Raw genomic sequence first — 15,133 nt, forward strand, 5'->3', positions numbered from 1 at the left:
AAGGTTTACAGGATATAAAACATTTTTATTTAAGAGGTGCATTCAATTATAAAAATCTAAATATGATAGACAAAGTTATGATGAATATATTGAAAATCAAATTAAAGGGAATAAAAGAAGGAGATAGAGATGAGGATATTAAAGGGATGTTAGATGCTTATATAAATCCAATGGACTTTACCAATAAAGATAATGTAAGGTCGCTAGTATCATACGTTAGAAATTTATAATTCTCTTATATAGGGGATGATATTTATGAAAAAAATATATAAAAAATTACAAATACAATTATGTATATATTAGCAATAGTACTTTTGATTTTAATTTGGACTGTTGGAATAAAAAACGTTTCATTACAACCGGTTTTAATGATTTTCGGCAAAGGATATATTTTTCTTGCAATTACAATTGTATTATTAATCTACTAAAGTACTTTTATAAAAAATAGCTAAATTTATTTCTACTAGTTGTTAAATTTCAGTTTATTGCTAAACTACCTGCTTAAATGTGGGTATTTTTTTATGTAAAAGATATTGAATTTTAATTAAATTTACGTAAAAAAATAGAGAAATCAAAATAAACAGATTTCCCTCAAGGCCACTTTAATCGATTACACTTAACGTTTATCACATCTTATAACAATTTTAAGAACGCTACGCTTGATATTCACTTGCGTAATGAAGTGTATGATTAAAAATTCTTAAATGTGCATGTCTCTATTGAATAATTATAAAAAATATAAAATGAGCCCTAATTTGTAGAACTCTTTTTTACTATAGCCGGGTTTCTGTGGTTCTGATTTGGTTCTAAAAAAAATGATAACCGTTAATTTTATGCGTAAAATACAGAAAATATAAAAGAAAATACATTGAAATATCAATATAATGTAAATGAGCCCATTTTCAAAACGCTCCCACGCATTCCCGCCAGTAAAACCGTTAAGCGTTGTAACAACTTCGTTTGACGGTTTTTTATTTTGTCTGTGATTCTATAAATTCTAATCTCTTTACAACCTCAAGTTGTTTACTGGGGTATAGATGTGAATATGTATTCCAAGTTGTATCTACTTTTTCATGACCCAAACGTTCACTTATAGTAAGTACATTTACGTCCATATTTATCAATAAGCTTGCATGAGAATGCCTCAAGTCATGTACCCTTATTTTTTTCACATCAGCTATAGCAGCATATTTTTTTAATTGTTTGCCTAAATATGTTTTAGCAAATCTAAATATACGTTCGTGACTTTCTATTTCATATAAACTRTCTATATAATTATTTATATCTTTACATAAAAAAACTGGTATATATACAATGCGCTTACTTTTAGGAGTTTTAGGTTCTGTAACTATTTYTTCGTTGTTTATCTTCGTGTATGTTTTGTTAATATCTATTAAGGCTTTTTTTGTGTCGATATCTGCCGGAGTAAGAGCCATTAACTCACCTATTCTAATTCCACTCCAAAATAGTATATTAAAAGCTAATTTAACATCAGGTTTATCTATTGTGTTTATAAACTGTTTAAATTCATCTAAAGTCCAAAAATCCATATCCTGCGCTTTTTTCTTACCCATAGAACCAGCTAAAATCGTTGGGTTAGACTTTAATCCATAATATTTTACAGCGTAGTTCAGAACAGATGTCAATTGGTCGTGGATACCTTTTAAATATGTCTGTGAGTAGTTTTGTTTAAGAAGTTCATTTTGCCAATTTCGTATACGAATAGGAGTTATATCATTTATTTTAAATTTACCAAATGTGGGTAGAACTTTGTTTTTTAGTATGTTATTCTTTTTTTCTATAGTTGTTTTTTTTAATCTGGTAGACATATCATCTAGATATTTTTCTGTTAGGTTTTCAAAGGTAATTTCTGGAGATATTTCTAATGAATTTAAAAAATCACGTTCCCAATCAAGAGCCTCTTTTCTAGTTTTAAATCCTCTTTTTTTCTTCTTTTTTTGTTCTTCTGATAAATCGCTGTAATAAAATTGTACGTACCAAGTCTTTCTTTGCTCATCTTTGTATGCTGGCATAATTCCCTCCTTTACAAAATGTATGTTTGTAGTAACAAGTTCTTTGATTTCTTATCTTGTCACAATGACCTGCTACAGTTTATGTTTAAATTTATACTCAATAAGTTCATTCGGAACTTCAAAATAACATGCCATCTGCTCCACCATAGAAAATTGTTTTTCCATGGCTTCTTGTATATTCTCATCACTTACCAGTAATTCAGCTGCAAATTCATTTGCCTCATTTTCTAATTTTTTTGTATTGGAATAAGTATAATTTGTTAAGAAACAAATATTTGAACCGCTGTGTAAAACCACATGACCAAGTTCATGAGCAACTACGCATCTTTCTTCATATTCAGAAAGATTAGAGTCTATAACTATCGAAACGCTTTTATTGTCCCTTAAAAAATAACCTTTGAAATATTTTAAATCGTCTTTAAGTATATTTATGTTTAAACAAGAGCATAATTCGTAAACATTTCTTGTATTGTATGTTTTTACTAAAGCTTTAATAGTCTTTTTTATATTACTCACTAAACCACCCTCAATACTAATTATTTTTTCCCTCTCATAATTTCCAAAGTTGTTCTAATTGAATTTCGCAACAATATTAAGGCTTCCTCATCAACAGCTTCTCCGCACAACATAAGTCCATCTTGCTCTAAAAGCTCATCTATTACTTTTTCTATGTCTTTTTCTTCGACTACATCTTTATTGTTTTTTCCTTTATCTTCATATCCTAATAAATAATCTACAGATACATTGAAATATTTAGCACAATCTTCTAAGAAACCTCTCTTTGGTTCTCTTAGCTCATTTTCAATCCTTGAAAGAGTTGATTTATTAACATGCAAATCCTCGCTTAATTTTTCAAGTGATAAGCCTTTTTTCTCTCTTAATTCTTTTAATCTAAACATGAATTTCACCTCTCAAATATATTTACGTTTTAGCAACTTATATTTACATTATAGCAACAAAATATGCGTTTACAATTAAAATTGCCAAATTAGCAATAAAAGTATTGACTTATTTAAAATAAGTTGCTATTATGTAAATAAGAAAGTTGCTAAAATAGCAAAAAGGTGGTGAAAATAATATGTATGTTAAGCGTTTAATAGGATTAATGGCAGAGCATAGACATACTCAAAAATTTGTAGCTGATTACTTAAATTTAAGTGATTACGGCTTTAGATTGAAATTGCATGGTATTAATGAATTTAAAGCGAATGAAATAAAAAAACTCTCTATTTTATATAATATTTCTACAGATTATTTTTTTTCTGATGAAGTTGCCAAAACAGCAAAAATCTAGTAGAGTATTAACATTTTAAAAGTCTTGAATATACAGACTTTAAAAAATACATAAAAGAAAGGAATTATAAAATGAATAATTTAGTAAAGGTAAATAACAAAGAATTAGAAATCAAAGAACATGCAGGACAAAGAGTAGTTACATTTAAAGAGATTGACTCTATACACGAAAGAGTAGATGGGACTGCAAGAAGAAATTTTAATACGAACAAAGAACGTTTCATCGAAGGTGTTGACTACTTCGTACGAAATTCGTTCGAAGCTAAAGATGAAATTGGAGTCATTGCTCCTAACGGTTTAAAAGTAATTACCGAGAGTGGTTATTTAATGTTAGTGAAATCATTTGATGACGATCTGGCATGGGATGTACAAAGGGACTTAGTCAATAAATATTTTAGAACTACAGAAAATCCATTCTTAAATATGTCAAAAGAACTACAGGCAATATTTACGGTAGACAAGAAACAACAGGAGCTAGAAAAGGGTCAAGAAGTTCTAACAGAAAAAGTTACTAACTTAGAAAATAAAATGACTATCAATTATGAATTAGCCGAGAATATCAGATCAGAGGTTAGTGCTAAAGCGGTACATAGTTTAGGTGGTTATAACTCACCAGCATATAAGAAACTAAGCAAGAAAGCATACAGCGCACTTCATAGAGATTTAAGAGGTTATTTTAAAGTTAATAGTTATAAAAATCTATCTGTAAAAAGATACGAAGAGGCAATTAATTACATACAAGAATGGACACCAGGAACAAATTTAAGACTTGAAATAAAAGAAATGAATAATCAAATAGGATTTGAAATGGTTAATTAGGAGGTTGTTATGGAAGAATTTTCAATGAGTAAGTTTAGGTTTTGTGAATTGTTTGTAATTAAATAATTATTGGAGGTGTTAGTTTTGAATGATAAAAGATTTTACACAGTGACTGATGTTATGGAGTTGCTTAGTGTTAAGCAATCTAAAGCATATGAAATTATAAAAAAATTGAATAATGAGCTTATGGCTAAAAATTATTATGTAGTCAAAGCGAGAGTTCCTCGTAAATACTTTGACAATCGATTTGGTCTTTAAATCTTTAAAAGAGAGTTAGGCGGTTGTCTATGTTTCAAGCAAAACATTAGAGGCAAATCCACCCATGCGTGCACACAAGTTGTAGGTTAATTCAAGGAGGTATTTGTATGAATTATAAAGACTTTGATATATTCAGGGAACTTTGTGAAGAAGAAGTGTTTAAATGGAAATACAAAGATTTTTATTGGTTCAAAAGAGCATTTAAAAGATTAAAACAAATAGAAATAAAATTTACATACTAAGGAGGTAAATTAGATGGACAAGTTATTAAAAGAAGCTGAAATATTTGTTAATTCAACTATTAATACAGCAGAGGAAATACTAAAAAATAACGAAATAAGTTTATCTGAAATAAAACGTACTGCAGTTAAATATTGTTCACGAAATGGGGGCAAAATAGAAAATCAGCAGGAAGTTGTAAATGATTTAAAATCGCAACTAAAAATGGCAAAGACAATCAAAAAAGGGATAATTCTAATATTGGAAAGAGAAGAACAAAAAGAAAAGAGCCAGGGGAATGGCTCAATTCAAATAAAATTACTAAATTTTACACTTAGCAGTATACCACAGGAGGCAAAATATGAAAACTGTTAAATTAAGCCAATTATTAATACAGGACTTTAAAGGGATTAAGGAACTTAAAACAGATTTTAGTAAAACAACAAATATATACGGAGAAAATGCACTTGGCAAAACAAGCATATTTGATGCTTTCACATGGTTGCTATTTGATAAAGATAGCAAGAACAGAAGCACATTCGATATAAAGCCATTAGATAGCAACAATCAAGTTATTAGAGGCTTAAATCCAACAGTAACAGGAGTTTTAAACATAGATGGGACAGAACTTACACTAAAAAAGATATACCAAGAAAAGTGGGTTAAAAAGACCGGAGAAGCTGATAAAACATTTAACGGAAATTCTACTACATATGAAATAAACGAGGTACCAGTTAAGAAAAGTGAGTATAACAAGAAGATTGCCGAATTAGCAGAAGAAAACCAATTTAAGCTACTTACAAATCCTTATTACTTTAGCGATATGCTTAACTGGAAGGAAGCAAGAGAACTTATTTTAGAAGCAGCTGGAGACGTAACAACAGATCAAGTTATAAATAGTAATAAAGACTTAGAGCCTTTAAAAACTTCGCTAGAAAAAGATACTATAGACAATATCTTAAAGTCTAAAAAAGCAAGAATTAAGAAGTTAGAAGGTAGAAAAAAAGAAATACCAACTCGTATCAATGAACTTGAAAAGAGTTTCGATAATACAGACTTTGATATAACGGAGCAAGAAATTGAGAATAAGAAAAAAGAGCTTGATCTGATCGAGGACAAGCTGTTAAACGGAAGTAAATCAAATGAAGAGAAGTTAAAGAAACAAGAGCTGATTTTTAATTCTAAGAGCAAGATACAGAAAATAGAACAACAGGGAACAACAAGAGCTAGTCAAGGCAAACAAGAACTGTTGACTAAGCTTCACGAAGCAGAATTCGAGATTAAAAATGTAGAAATTAGCATCAGAAGTTTGGAAGGAGACAGACGTCATTTAGAACTTAAAAACAAGGCATTAGAATCAGAAAGAAAAACTCTTTTAGATCAATTCTATAAAGAGAGAGATCGAGAAATAGACCTAAGTTGTATTAACGAAGAATGCCCAACGTGCAAACGACCTTTTGATACAGAAGAATTTGAGTCAGAAAGACTTAAAATGACTCATAACTTCAACGAGAATAGAGCTAAGATAATCGAAAATATACAAACAAATGGTATTCAATTAAAACATAAATTAGAAGAATTAGAAGCAGAAATGCAAGCTATAGATAATAAAATAAATGATCATTTATTAGTAGTACAAGAGAAAAATACTTTAATGGCAGAGTTAAATATGAAGTTAGAAAAGTACGTTATTTTGGTTCATCGTACACGTGAAGAAGCACAAGAATTAAGCGATCTTACGGAAGCAGTAGAACTATTAGAAAAAGAACTTGAATCAAATAACAATAACAACTTAGAAGAGTTTAAAACAAGTAAGAAAGAGCTTTCAGAAGAGATTGAAAGGCTAAATAAAATACTAGCTAAAAGAGACTTTAACAAAGAGCTGCAAGCAAGACTAAACGAATTATTAGAAGAAGAAAAGAAAACCGGAATAGAGATAGCTAACCAAGAAAAAATAATAACTCTATGCGAAGATTTTATAAAACTAGAGTTAGTTTATTGGAAAGTAATATAAATAATAAATTTAAAAACGTTACTTTTAAGATGTTTAAAGAACATGTAAACGGTGGAATAGAAGAGACATGCGAAGCCCTAATAAACGGTGTACCATTCAGTAATGCAAACACAGCAAGTCAAATAAATGCAGGGCTAGATATCATAAATACTTTAGGGGATCACTTCAATGTTAAAATGCCGATATTCATAGATAACAGGGAGAGCGTAAACAACCTAATAGACACAGATAACCAGGTTATAAATTTATTAGTAAGTAAAGATAAAGAGTTAAATATAGAGGGGGTAAATTAATATGGCAAATCAAGTTCAGGCAAGGAATCAAAATAAGGTAGGAAGCGTTACTATAAATAGCTTGTTAAAACAAGATGTTTATAAAAAAAGATTTAACGAGTTGTTAGGGAAAAAGGCACCCGGATTCATTTCATCAATTATAAACGTTTCAAACTTACCATCTTTAAAAGATGCAGATTCAAACACAATAATAGCATCGGCAGTAGTAGCAGCATCACTAGATTTACCAATAGATCAAAATTTAGGTTTTGCATATATAGTTCCATACAACAAGAAAAACGAAGGAAAAAAAGCACAATTCCAAATGGGTTACAAGGGATACATACAATTAGCAATGCGAACATCACAGTACAAAACTATAAATGCTATAGAGGTTTATGAGGGTGAAATTAAGAGAGTTAATAGACTCACAGGAGAAGTGGAGTTCAACGAGGACGAATCCCTAATTGATAGAGATAAAGTAGTTGGTTACATTGCATACTTCAAATTAGTAAATGGGTTCGAAAAGACTTTGTATATGTCTAAAGAAGAAATGGAAAAGCATGCTAAGACATATTCTCAAAGTTATAGAAGTTCAAAAGATTGGGTTGTTAGAGATAGCTTATGGACTACTAGTTTTGATGATATGGCTATAAAGACAATACTAAAAAGATTGTTAAGCAAATATGGGATTCTTTCAATAGATATGCAAACAGCTATAACAAGTGATCAAGCTGCAATAAATGTTGATGGATCACCTGAATATGTAGACAATGAAGTCGCTCAAGAGATAGAAGAAAAAGCAAACTCAAAAGAATTAGATTTTGAATCAGACAATGTTGTAGATGCGGAGTACAAAGAAGTAAAAGAGAATAAAGAAGAGCCTCAGCAAGCAACATTTGAGGAACCACAATTCTAATGAAAATAAAAGTATTAGGGAGCAGTAGCAAAGGTAATTGTTACTTGCTCCAACTTAAAACAGAAACATTAATTCTTGAGTGCGGCATTAACTATAAACAAATATTAAAAGGGTTAAATTACGATTTAGAGAGTGTTGTCGGTTGTTTAGTAACGCATGAACATAAAGACCACTCAAAGGCGATTACAGAGCTAACAGAAAATGGAATCGACATATATACAAGCAAGGGTACATTAGAAAAATTATGAATAAAGAACCACAGGACTAAAATTATAGAAAGCGAAAGAAGTTTTAAGGTTGGTGGATTTAAAATATTACCATTCAAGGCGGAACATGATGCAGCGGAACCTTTAGGATTTTTAATTCAACATAAGGAGATTGGAAAGCTTCTATTTTTAACAGATAGTTATTACTGCGAATATAAATTTAAGGCGATAAACCACATCCTAATCGAGTGTAACTATAGTAAAGAAATTTTAGATAAGAACATAGAAAATGGAGTCATTAAGGTGTTCCTTAGAAACAGGATAGTTAAGAGTCATTTTGAGTTAAACAATGTAATTGATTTTCTAAAGAGTTGCGATCTTAAGGATTTAAAAACGCTAACACTATTACATCTAAGTTCAGACAATAGCGATAGAGATCTATTTAAAAATGAAGTTGAAAAGAACATTGGATTGCCTGTAAAGATAGCGGAAACAGGAATAGGGATTCATTTATAAAGAGGGTGATAAGCCTTGAATTTACTAAAGGACAATAGAGAAAAGAACTGGTTTATGGTAGAAAATGAACTAATAGATAATCTAAATCTAACAATATACGAGAAAATGGTCTACATAGTTTTAGTAAGACATGCAAATGAAGAAAGCAGTTGCTTTCCGAGTATTACTACTATAGCTAAAAAAACGGGTTGTAGTAGACCAACAGCAATAAAAGCATTAAATGGTTTAGAAAAATTAGAATTGATAAAAAAAGAAATTAGAACAGTAAAAGGCAGGAAAGAGAATGATAGCAATTTGTATTATGTTATGAGCGTTGGAGGTAGTAAAGGAAATTTACCACCTAGTAAACCAGCTTTACCACCTAAAGAAGAAAAAGTAGTCAAGGTAGTAAATGAGGTTAACCACGTAGTAAAGGAGATTTACCACCCTAGTAAAGGAGATTTACCACAGGTAGTAAACCAGGTTGACTGTAACAATACTAATATTAACAATACTAATTTAAGTAATGTAAGTATGTATGTAGGAAATATACCTGTGGATAGTATTTTAAAAGAATATATTAACTTATATGAAAAGTACATAGGCAAAGTAACAGTAAAAATAGTCGAAGAATTACAAGATATTTCTAAAAGTATTAATACTCGTATATTTGAAGAAGCACTAACTATTTGCACAGATAATAATAAATTAGAGCTGCGTTACCTAAGAGGAATTATTAGAAACTGGATAGCAGACAACATAACTACATATGAACAATTAAAATCATTAGAGTTAGAGAAGGAAAGAGTAAAAGTGAAACAAAGGGAGGCTAAGGATAAAAAGTACAAGCCTAATAATATGCTGAAGCCAAAGAAAACAAAGTTTCATAACTTCAATGAGACTTTTCAAAAATATTCATCAGATGAACTGGACGAAATCATCAGAAAGAGCCAAAGAGAAAAGTTTAAATAGGAGTGGGACAACCCCTCTAGAAAGGGTGAAAATATGCATTTTTTAAAATTACAAAAGGACACGAATTTAGAAAATCAAGAAGAAAAATTTCTTGAGGAAGTAAATGAATTTCTAGAGGCAACAAAGAAAAATGAAATAGGTGACAAATTTTTTGATGTTGTACAGGCTGGACTGTCTTTAATGCAGATAAAAGGAATTAGCAAGAAAGATATCAGAAATGCAAAGATAAGACATCAAGATAAGTTGCTTAAACGTAAATGGGGATTAGGAGAATATATTAATTTATAGGAGGATGAAATAAAAGAAGTTTTAAGACTGCAAAGGGAGCTGTACAAAGATGACAGTAAAACTAGAAAATAGACAAGCCTTAATAGATCTAGCAAGGCATTATTGGCTTGATAAAGGATATAACATTCTTGAAGCAATTAAACAAGCTGAGAGAGATTTGGAGGGGTGTATATGAGAAGTAAAGTGTTACAAATGGCAGCAGCAGAAGCAAGTAAAAAATATGGTAAAGAAACAGTGGAAGCTGTTATGAAGAACGTAGATAAAGTTAGAGCAGAAAGACTAAAACGTGAGAGAAGAGAGAAATTAATAAAACAAGCTAAGGAATACAAAAAGCAGGGATATAGTTCTACTGAGGCTATTATTAAGGCTGAGAGAGATTTGGAGGGCGAAAATGATTAATGATATAGCAATTGTAATAATACTTGTCTTGGAAGGGATAGGGGCGTTAATTTCAGTATTCTTACTTGGGCGTTATGTTGAATCAAGGAAGATAGAAAGATTTTATAAAAAATACAATGAAATGAATTTGAAGATAAAGAGAATGGAACGTTACAACCAATATTTAAAGAATAAAGACGGATTAAATAATTTAACTGAGGATGATATAGGGGAGGGGATTAAAAGATATAATCAATTGAAGTTGAAAATTAATATAATAAATACTGTAAGCTACTTTTGACTTTGTTTAAATAACAAATATAGGTTGAGTATATTCAAACAATCTATCTGAAGGAGGATTGTGGAATGTTTAGACAAATACCTTGTGAATATGATCATGTACATGATTACACAAGGACACCTGTCACAGAGACAGAACGTAGGGGAAGAGATAAAGTTATTATATATTATRACGTATATTTCTGTGAGTCATGTGGTTGTACATTTARAATARTCACAGACTTAAAAGCAAAGAAAGACCACTATAAATGGATTTAGTTGGTATATAGAAGGTACTTTTGTGCAAATAATAAGTACCTTCTAAAATATAAGCAACTATGAGGGGGAACTATTGAAAGTAGAATTTACAATACCAGGAGAGTGTGTCAGTAAAGATAGACCAAGATTTCATAATGGACATGCTCGAACGACAGATAAAACAAGATATTTTGAACAGTCTATCAAGTATTTGTATGGCAAGAGACATTGCTTTGAGGGTTTAATTAAGGTTAGTATAGACATTTATTCAAAGAAACCTAAGAAACCAAGTTATTTAAGACCGACAAAGAAAGATATAGATAACATGGTTAAGGCTGTATTAGATGGATTAAACGGCAAAGCGTATAAAGATGATAGGTACATATGCGAGTTACATGCTAGTAAGCATTATAGCGATGAAGCAAGGGTCGAGGTTGTAATAGAAGATTTATAGAAATATAGGGGTGATGTTATGGCTAATGATTTAGAAAAGGAATGCATTCAATTTACCGAGGATATTTTAAAAGGATACAGAGAATTACGTTTACATTTAGAGAAGTTAAAAAGGATTAAAGAAAGTTTGAAATGTGAATATACAACACAAGGTATCTCTTATGATAGTGAAAAAGTCTCTCCAACGAATAAGATATCTAAAGAGGTAGAGAATGAAGTAATTAAAACTATAACTAAAATCGAAGAATTAGAAACAGAGATTGAGGAAGAAAGTAGTTTGATAAGGGAAATAGATATAGCTATTAATAATCTAAGTCCATTACATAGAGAAATAATAGAATACAAGTACTTTCAAAAACTTAGTTGGGATGAAATTATTGATAAGACAAGCTATAGTGAAAGAAGTTTAAGGAATAAGAAGAATGAAGCAGTAAGATGTATAGCCATAACATTATTCGGACTAAATGTATTCAAAGAGGAAAAAGATAATTTGTTTAACTTAATTGAAAAATAATTGCCGATAATTTACCGTTATTTTTCGAACGTACGTACTATAATTAGATTAGAAGTTTATTAATCTTTATAAAATAGAGGAATTATTATGGCAATAGGTTTACAAATTTAATTCTAAAGACTTCTTAATAGGTGAATAAAAAATAAAGGAGGAATTATTATGGCAACAACAGCAGAAGTAAATGCGTTTAACAAGAAGGTCGCAGATGATATGGCAAATAGTGCGTTAACAGTTGGTACATTTAATATTAATCAATATGTTAATCAAAACCCTGCACCAGTTCAAGAAGCTATGCACATTGCTATGAGAACAGGAGCATCTGTTATAGGTGTTCAAGAGTATTGTGAGTTTTGGAATTTACCAACGAGTACTAGTAAAATACCAGGAGTTTATGATTATGTAGCAACAGGTAAAGTTAGTGATTTAAGTTGGGGAAGTGGATGGGCAGGAAATGCAATTATATCAAAGCATCCTTTAAGTGTTAATAAAAGTGGTATTTTTAAAACCGAATTACCTCAACCTGCGGATATTACATTACCTGAAAATAAAAATGTGTGTGGATATGTAAAATCTCAGTTTACTAAATTTGGTAAGGTATCATTCTATAATGTACATTTCTTTGCATCTTGGAATGTTTCTGGAGTTAAGGATGCAGAAATTGTAGAAAGTCAAGCTAGGGAGTTAGCGGAAATAATCAAAGCTGACGGAACTTATTATAAAGTTATAACAGGAGATTTTAATATAAAAGATGTAAAATATCTTAAACCATTAACAGATTTAGGATTCCAGCCAGTATTCCCATTTGGAGAGGGTCAAATCGATAATATATTAGTACTTGGTCATATGCCCGTTATAAATAAAGGAAAGGTAAAAGTTCCTGGTAGTGTAAGTGATCATGATTTTTACTACGCTACTTTTAAGTTTCATTAAGAGTAATCCGATAAGTTTAAGGTAAAAGATGAAGAAAGAACTCTAGAAATAGAGTTCTTTTTTGCCGATTAATTACCTGTTATCTCTGAAAAAACATGAGATAATTGTATTGTGGAAAAATATAAATTCCACATAAAAACTTAATATTTACTGGCTGGGTTAAGTTAAAGGGACTTTCTTAGCCAGTAATACGCAAGTAGTGGTTCTGTAGGTTCGACTCCTATAACTTGCACCTCCTTTAATTATATAGTGGGTGAGACTTGTTACCTCACCCTAACGTGTGAAGTGTAGTATTAATCTATGTGCAACTCATAGACTTCGCCCAACAATTGTATTTTAGTAATAGAATACAACTTCCCCTAGACTTAGATAATTTCTAGTCTTATTTTTTTATAAGGAGAATGTTTAATGGATAAAAAAGATTTTGAAGAATTAAAAGAATTATGCAAGCCTATAGTTGAGTATTTGAATGATAACTACAATATGTATTACGAAGTAGTTATTACAACATCAGCTATAAAATTAAAGAGTACTGAATTGGGAGTACCAATTTAAAACGACTAATCTCTTAAATTAGTCGTTTTTTTAAATTAAACTCTGCGGTAAGGGTGGATTTTATCAAACCTTGACAACTCTGAACCTAGTGATGGGGAATTTAAAAAGTCTCTGTATTCTGCTTGGCTTACATTATCATAAGCATATGTAGAACCATCATGGAACCTAGCATACATAGTGTTGTCTTGCCAACCGACACTATGTATTCTACTTGATGAAACTGGTATCATATCCATATTATTCACCTCCTTTCAATAAGATTTTAACATATAAATATGGAAAATATTTACTATTAATAGAAATGTGTTATCAAAATATAAGAAATAAAGTAGAAAACAAAAATAAAAAGAAGGTATTTCTCGGATAAAGTAGAATTATAACTTTTGAAGGGAGTGGATTCTATGGATAAAGGTGCTAGTATTAAAAAAGCTAAGGATAATTTAATAAAATTTTTAAATGAATTTAGTCAATCCAGTAAAAAAGATTTAAACATTGAGGTTATGTTTGTTGATAAAAATTATAATAGAAAAAATAAATTTAAAGGATATATGTTTGATGCGTCTAAAAATGATATACAGCCTGTAATCACTACTACTTTAAGTAAAATAGAAAAAAGAATTAATGATAAAGGTTTGTGTGGATATGATCTAGTGAATCCAGCAGAAGATGACTATATTGAAGTATTAGATAAAGGATTAGTGCGCTATGGAGAGGAGATAATTAATCAGATTACAATAGTTCAAAATGTATCCAATACTCTTAATAAAAACACAAAATTCAGTAAATTGGATTTTATAGTTATGCAAGTGCACTTTGGTGAATATAAAGCCTACCTTTTTTATCCTCATTTTAAGTCTGAGAAAATGCTTAAGGGCTTTAAATTTGGTTTTGCAGTTGATGGCAAACCTATATTGATTGATTCGGAGATATTAACAATTAATTCTGATCCAACTGCTATGCTAATTGGGGAGCAATATTACGTATTTAAAAGGCATAATTTCAAATCAATTTTTAAAATGTCGGAAAACTTAATTGAAATTATAGATGAGAATATAGATAGCATAGAAAAGTTAGATATATTTGAAGATATACAACCTTTTATCGTTGATTGTAAAAAGAATAGCAGACACGTAGAGAAATTAGTAAAGGCAATAACGCAAGAAGATTTTGATGTAGCAGCTAAATATAAAGATAGTTTAGGAGATGTTATTGATAACCATAAATTAAGAATACAAATTAACTCTGAACATAAAATAATATATAATGATATTTCAGAAATAAATCAAATTTTAAACTTGATTCTAGACAATTACGTGGAAACATCCTTAACTGAAGAGTATAGAACTGCTAAATCTTTTGAATAATAATAAATAGAAGGTGGTTTTTTAATTGTTTCATAAAATACTATTATTTACTTCATCCTATATACCATTATACATTTTGTTATTAGTGAAATTTATTTTAGAAAAATTTGAGGAAAGAGAAAGATTTAAATTAATTGATTTTATTATAATCGTATCTATTGTAGTAATTGTATGTATATCATTTTTATATTTAATATTAAAATTATGGTTTACTAAAAAAGATATGGTAAAAGAATATGAAGTTAAAAAATGCAAAAATGAAACTGTTAACTATTTTTTTAATTATATAGCGGTATATCTAATATCTTGTATGGGATTATCTTTAACGAGATATGCAGATTTATTTGTAGTTGTATTTTTAATGTTATTAATTGGATTTATTTATGTGAGTAATAATATTATATATTTAAATCCAGTTTTAAATCTAATTGGATATAAAATATATGAAATGGAATTATACTATTCAGGCACAAATGAACAATTTCATTCTATCGTAATCTTAAAGAATGTAGACTACATAGTAGAAGGTATGAAAATTTTAGGTACATCTCAGAAAGATTTTATTGTTGCGAAGTGTAGTTACATTAATGATTAAGGACTCTAGAAATAGGGTT

27 protein-coding genes are annotated in these 15,133 nt (G+C 29.7%); 23 read left to right on the forward strand and 4 right to left on the reverse strand.

The genetic code is table 11. From position 1 onward, the window contains the following. Positions 1-230, forward strand: a 230-nt coding sequence (locus T473_RS18555) for a hypothetical protein (protein WP_024622112.1), incomplete at its 5' end; no start/stop codon positions are given. A gap of 741 nt (positions 231-971) precedes the next feature. Here T473_RS18555 and T473_RS0111970 read toward each other — a convergent pair. From T473_RS0111970 to T473_RS17830, 3 genes are all read right to left on the reverse strand, one after another. Next, positions 972-2,033: a tyrosine-type recombinase/integrase gene (locus tag T473_RS0111970; RefSeq protein ID WP_024622113.1), complete on the reverse strand. Its 1,062-nt coding sequence runs from the start codon at positions 2,031-2,033 to the stop codon at positions 972-974. 72 nt (positions 2,034-2,105) lie between these two features. Next, positions 2,106-2,549, reverse strand: coding sequence for an ImmA/IrrE family metallo-endopeptidase (locus tag T473_RS0111975; protein WP_024622114.1), 444 nt, complete (start codon positions 2,547-2,549; stop codon positions 2,106-2,108). Positions 2,550-2,569: 20 nt separating this feature from the next. Continuing rightward, positions 2,570-2,932 carry a helix-turn-helix domain-containing protein gene (locus T473_RS17830; protein ID WP_024622115.1) on the reverse strand — a complete coding sequence of 121 codons (363 nt, stop codon included), beginning with the start codon at positions 2,930-2,932 and terminating at the stop codon, positions 2,570-2,572. A 179-nt stretch (positions 2,933-3,111) separates the two neighbouring features. On the opposite strand from T473_RS17830, the gene T473_RS0111985 reads away from it, so the two are divergent. The 20 genes from T473_RS0111985 to T473_RS18890 all read left to right on the forward strand — a co-directional run bounded on the left by T473_RS0111985 (position 3,112) and on the right by T473_RS18890 (position 13,155). Beyond that, on the forward strand, positions 3,112-3,327 hold the full coding sequence (locus T473_RS0111985; RefSeq protein ID WP_024622116.1) for a hypothetical protein: 216 nt from the start codon (positions 3,112-3,114) through the stop codon (positions 3,325-3,327). Between the two features lie 71 nt (positions 3,328-3,398). Then, a complete protein-coding gene (locus T473_RS18560) occupies positions 3,399-4,145 on the forward strand; it encodes an ORF6C domain-containing protein (protein WP_024622117.1) in 747 nt (248 codons plus the stop codon). An 84-nt stretch (positions 4,146-4,229) separates the two neighbouring features. Next, positions 4,230-4,403, forward strand: coding sequence for a hypothetical protein (locus T473_RS18775; protein ID WP_038300590.1), 174 nt, complete (start codon positions 4,230-4,232; stop codon positions 4,401-4,403). 107 nt (positions 4,404-4,510) lie between these two features. Then, a complete protein-coding gene (locus T473_RS19440) occupies positions 4,511-4,645 on the forward strand; it encodes a hypothetical protein (protein ID WP_278246364.1) in 135 nt (44 codons plus the stop codon). A gap of 13 nt (positions 4,646-4,658) precedes the next feature. Continuing rightward, positions 4,659-4,997 (forward strand): hypothetical protein, encoded by a 339-nt coding sequence (locus tag T473_RS0112005; protein ID WP_024622118.1) that lies wholly within the window; start codon positions 4,659-4,661, stop codon positions 4,995-4,997. Then, positions 4,984-6,636, forward strand: a complete 1,653-nt coding sequence (locus T473_RS16795; RefSeq protein WP_051365919.1) for an ATP-binding protein — start codon at positions 4,984-4,986, stop codon at positions 6,634-6,636. The genes T473_RS0112005 and T473_RS16795 overlap by 14 nt, the downstream gene beginning before the upstream one ends. Beyond that, positions 6,621-6,929: a hypothetical protein gene (locus tag T473_RS17345; RefSeq protein ID WP_051365920.1), complete on the forward strand. Its 309-nt coding sequence runs from the start codon at positions 6,621-6,623 to the stop codon at positions 6,927-6,929. Before T473_RS16795 ends, T473_RS17345 begins: the two co-directional genes overlap by 16 nt. Before the next feature lies 1 nt (position 6,930). Continuing rightward, entirely contained in the window at positions 6,931-7,827 is an 897-nt protein-coding gene (locus tag T473_RS0112015; protein WP_024622119.1) for a recombinase RecT, read from the forward strand. After that, positions 7,827-8,075, forward strand: a complete 249-nt coding sequence (locus tag T473_RS19850; protein ID WP_024622120.1) for an MBL fold metallo-hydrolase — start codon at positions 7,827-7,829, stop codon at positions 8,073-8,075. The genes T473_RS0112015 and T473_RS19850 overlap by 1 nt, the downstream gene beginning before the upstream one ends. Positions 8,076-8,336: 261 nt before the next feature. Further along, a complete protein-coding gene (locus T473_RS19855; RefSeq protein WP_024622121.1) occupies positions 8,337-8,549 on the forward strand; it encodes a hypothetical protein in 213 nt (70 codons plus the stop codon). A gap of 15 nt (positions 8,550-8,564) precedes the next feature. Next, positions 8,565-9,500 carry a helix-turn-helix domain-containing protein gene (locus T473_RS17350; protein WP_024622122.1) on the forward strand — a complete coding sequence of 312 codons (936 nt, stop codon included), beginning with the start codon at positions 8,565-8,567 and terminating at the stop codon, positions 9,498-9,500. Positions 9,501-9,533: 33 nt separating this feature from the next. Further along, positions 9,534-9,788: a hypothetical protein gene (locus T473_RS0112030; protein WP_024622123.1), complete on the forward strand. Its 255-nt coding sequence runs from the start codon at positions 9,534-9,536 to the stop codon at positions 9,786-9,788. A gap of 49 nt (positions 9,789-9,837) precedes the next feature. Then, positions 9,838-9,963 (forward strand): hypothetical protein, encoded by a 126-nt coding sequence (locus T473_RS19445; RefSeq protein ID WP_278246365.1) that lies wholly within the window; start codon positions 9,838-9,840, stop codon positions 9,961-9,963. Next, on the forward strand, positions 9,960-10,187 hold the full coding sequence (locus tag T473_RS0112040) for a hypothetical protein (protein ID WP_024622124.1): 228 nt from the start codon (positions 9,960-9,962) through the stop codon (positions 10,185-10,187). The genes T473_RS19445 and T473_RS0112040 overlap by 4 nt, the downstream gene beginning before the upstream one ends. Next, positions 10,180-10,467 carry a hypothetical protein gene (locus tag T473_RS0112045; protein WP_024622125.1) on the forward strand — a complete coding sequence of 96 codons (288 nt, stop codon included), beginning with the start codon at positions 10,180-10,182 and terminating at the stop codon, positions 10,465-10,467. The genes T473_RS0112040 and T473_RS0112045 overlap by 8 nt, the downstream gene beginning before the upstream one ends. Positions 10,468-10,532: 65 nt before the next feature. Further along, complete coding sequence (locus tag T473_RS0112050; RefSeq protein ID WP_024622126.1) at positions 10,533-10,724, forward strand: hypothetical protein; 192 nt, start codon at positions 10,533-10,535, stop codon at positions 10,722-10,724. A 73-nt stretch (positions 10,725-10,797) separates the two neighbouring features. Further along, entirely contained in the window at positions 10,798-11,157 is a 360-nt protein-coding gene (locus T473_RS0112055; protein WP_024622127.1) for a RusA family crossover junction endodeoxyribonuclease, read from the forward strand. Between the two features lie 18 nt (positions 11,158-11,175). Further along, positions 11,176-11,670 (forward strand): RNA polymerase sigma factor, encoded by a 495-nt coding sequence (locus T473_RS0112060; protein ID WP_024622128.1) that lies wholly within the window; start codon positions 11,176-11,178, stop codon positions 11,668-11,670. Between the two features lie 159 nt (positions 11,671-11,829). Then, positions 11,830-12,600 (forward strand): endonuclease/exonuclease/phosphatase family protein, encoded by a 771-nt coding sequence (locus T473_RS0112065; RefSeq protein ID WP_024622129.1) that lies wholly within the window; start codon positions 11,830-11,832, stop codon positions 12,598-12,600. Between the two features lie 408 nt (positions 12,601-13,008). Further along, positions 13,009-13,155 (forward strand): hypothetical protein, encoded by a 147-nt coding sequence (locus tag T473_RS18890; protein ID WP_200865895.1) that lies wholly within the window; start codon positions 13,009-13,011, stop codon positions 13,153-13,155. A 35-nt stretch (positions 13,156-13,190) separates the two neighbouring features. Here T473_RS18890 and T473_RS0112075 read toward each other — a convergent pair whose 3' ends face one another. Beyond that, the gene (locus T473_RS0112075; RefSeq protein ID WP_024622130.1) at positions 13,191-13,391 is read right to left on the reverse strand and encodes a KTSC domain-containing protein; all 201 of its coding nucleotides are present in this window, start codon (positions 13,389-13,391) and stop codon (positions 13,191-13,193) included. A 165-nt stretch (positions 13,392-13,556) separates the two neighbouring features. On the opposite strand from T473_RS0112075, the gene T473_RS0112080 reads away from it, so the two are divergent. Both T473_RS0112080 and T473_RS0112085 read left to right on the forward strand, forming a co-directional pair. Further along, positions 13,557-14,519, forward strand: a complete 963-nt coding sequence (locus T473_RS0112080; RefSeq protein ID WP_024622131.1) for a Kiwa anti-phage protein KwaB-like domain-containing protein — start codon at positions 13,557-13,559, stop codon at positions 14,517-14,519. 25 nt (positions 14,520-14,544) lie between these two features. Further along, complete coding sequence (locus T473_RS0112085; RefSeq protein WP_024622132.1) at positions 14,545-15,114, forward strand: hypothetical protein; 570 nt, start codon at positions 14,545-14,547, stop codon at positions 15,112-15,114. Positions 15,115-15,133 lie beyond the last annotated feature (19 nt).

Source organism: Clostridioides mangenotii TR, from assembly GCF_000498755.1.
In the GTDB taxonomy this organism is placed as follows: domain Bacteria; phylum Bacillota; class Clostridia; order Peptostreptococcales; family Peptostreptococcaceae; genus Metaclostridioides; species Metaclostridioides mangenotii_A.

Coding starts and splice junctions, on each gene's coding strand:
- T473_RS18560 (WP_024622117.1), top strand. CDS start 3,399: ATGAATAATTTAGTAAAGGTAAATAACAAAGAATTAGAAATCAAAGAA.
- T473_RS0111985 (WP_024622116.1), top strand. CDS start 3,112: ATGTATGTTAAGCGTTTAATAGGATTAATGGCAGAGCATAGACATACT.
- T473_RS19440 (WP_278246364.1), top strand. CDS start 4,511: ATGAATTATAAAGACTTTGATATATTCAGGGAACTTTGTGAAGAAGAA.
- T473_RS0112030 (WP_024622123.1), top strand. CDS start 9,534: ATGCATTTTTTAAAATTACAAAAGGACACGAATTTAGAAAATCAAGAA.
- T473_RS0112040 (WP_024622124.1), top strand. CDS start 9,960: ATGAGAAGTAAAGTGTTACAAATGGCAGCAGCAGAAGCAAGTAAAAAA.
- T473_RS19445 (WP_278246365.1), top strand. CDS start 9,838: ATGACAGTAAAACTAGAAAATAGACAAGCCTTAATAGATCTAGCAAGG.
- T473_RS0112065 (WP_024622129.1), top strand. CDS start 11,830: ATGGCAACAACAGCAGAAGTAAATGCGTTTAACAAGAAGGTCGCAGAT.
- T473_RS0112005 (WP_024622118.1), top strand. CDS start 4,659: ATGGACAAGTTATTAAAAGAAGCTGAAATATTTGTTAATTCAACTATT.
- T473_RS0112080 (WP_024622131.1), top strand. CDS start 13,557: ATGGATAAAGGTGCTAGTATTAAAAAAGCTAAGGATAATTTAATAAAA.
- T473_RS19850 (WP_024622120.1), top strand. CDS start 7,827: ATGAAAATAAAAGTATTAGGGAGCAGTAGCAAAGGTAATTGTTACTTG.
- T473_RS0112075 (WP_024622130.1), bottom strand. CDS start 13,391: ATGGATATGATACCAGTTTCATCAAGTAGAATACATAGTGTCGGTTGG.
- T473_RS17830 (WP_024622115.1), bottom strand. CDS start 2,932: ATGTTTAGATTAAAAGAATTAAGAGAGAAAAAAGGCTTATCACTTGAA.
- T473_RS0112015 (WP_024622119.1), top strand. CDS start 6,931: ATGGCAAATCAAGTTCAGGCAAGGAATCAAAATAAGGTAGGAAGCGTT.
- T473_RS0112045 (WP_024622125.1), top strand. CDS start 10,180: ATGATTAATGATATAGCAATTGTAATAATACTTGTCTTGGAAGGGATA.
- T473_RS0112060 (WP_024622128.1), top strand. CDS start 11,176: ATGGCTAATGATTTAGAAAAGGAATGCATTCAATTTACCGAGGATATT.
- T473_RS16795 (WP_051365919.1), top strand. CDS start 4,984: ATGAAAACTGTTAAATTAAGCCAATTATTAATACAGGACTTTAAAGGG.
- T473_RS18890 (WP_200865895.1), top strand. CDS start 13,009: ATGGATAAAAAAGATTTTGAAGAATTAAAAGAATTATGCAAGCCTATA.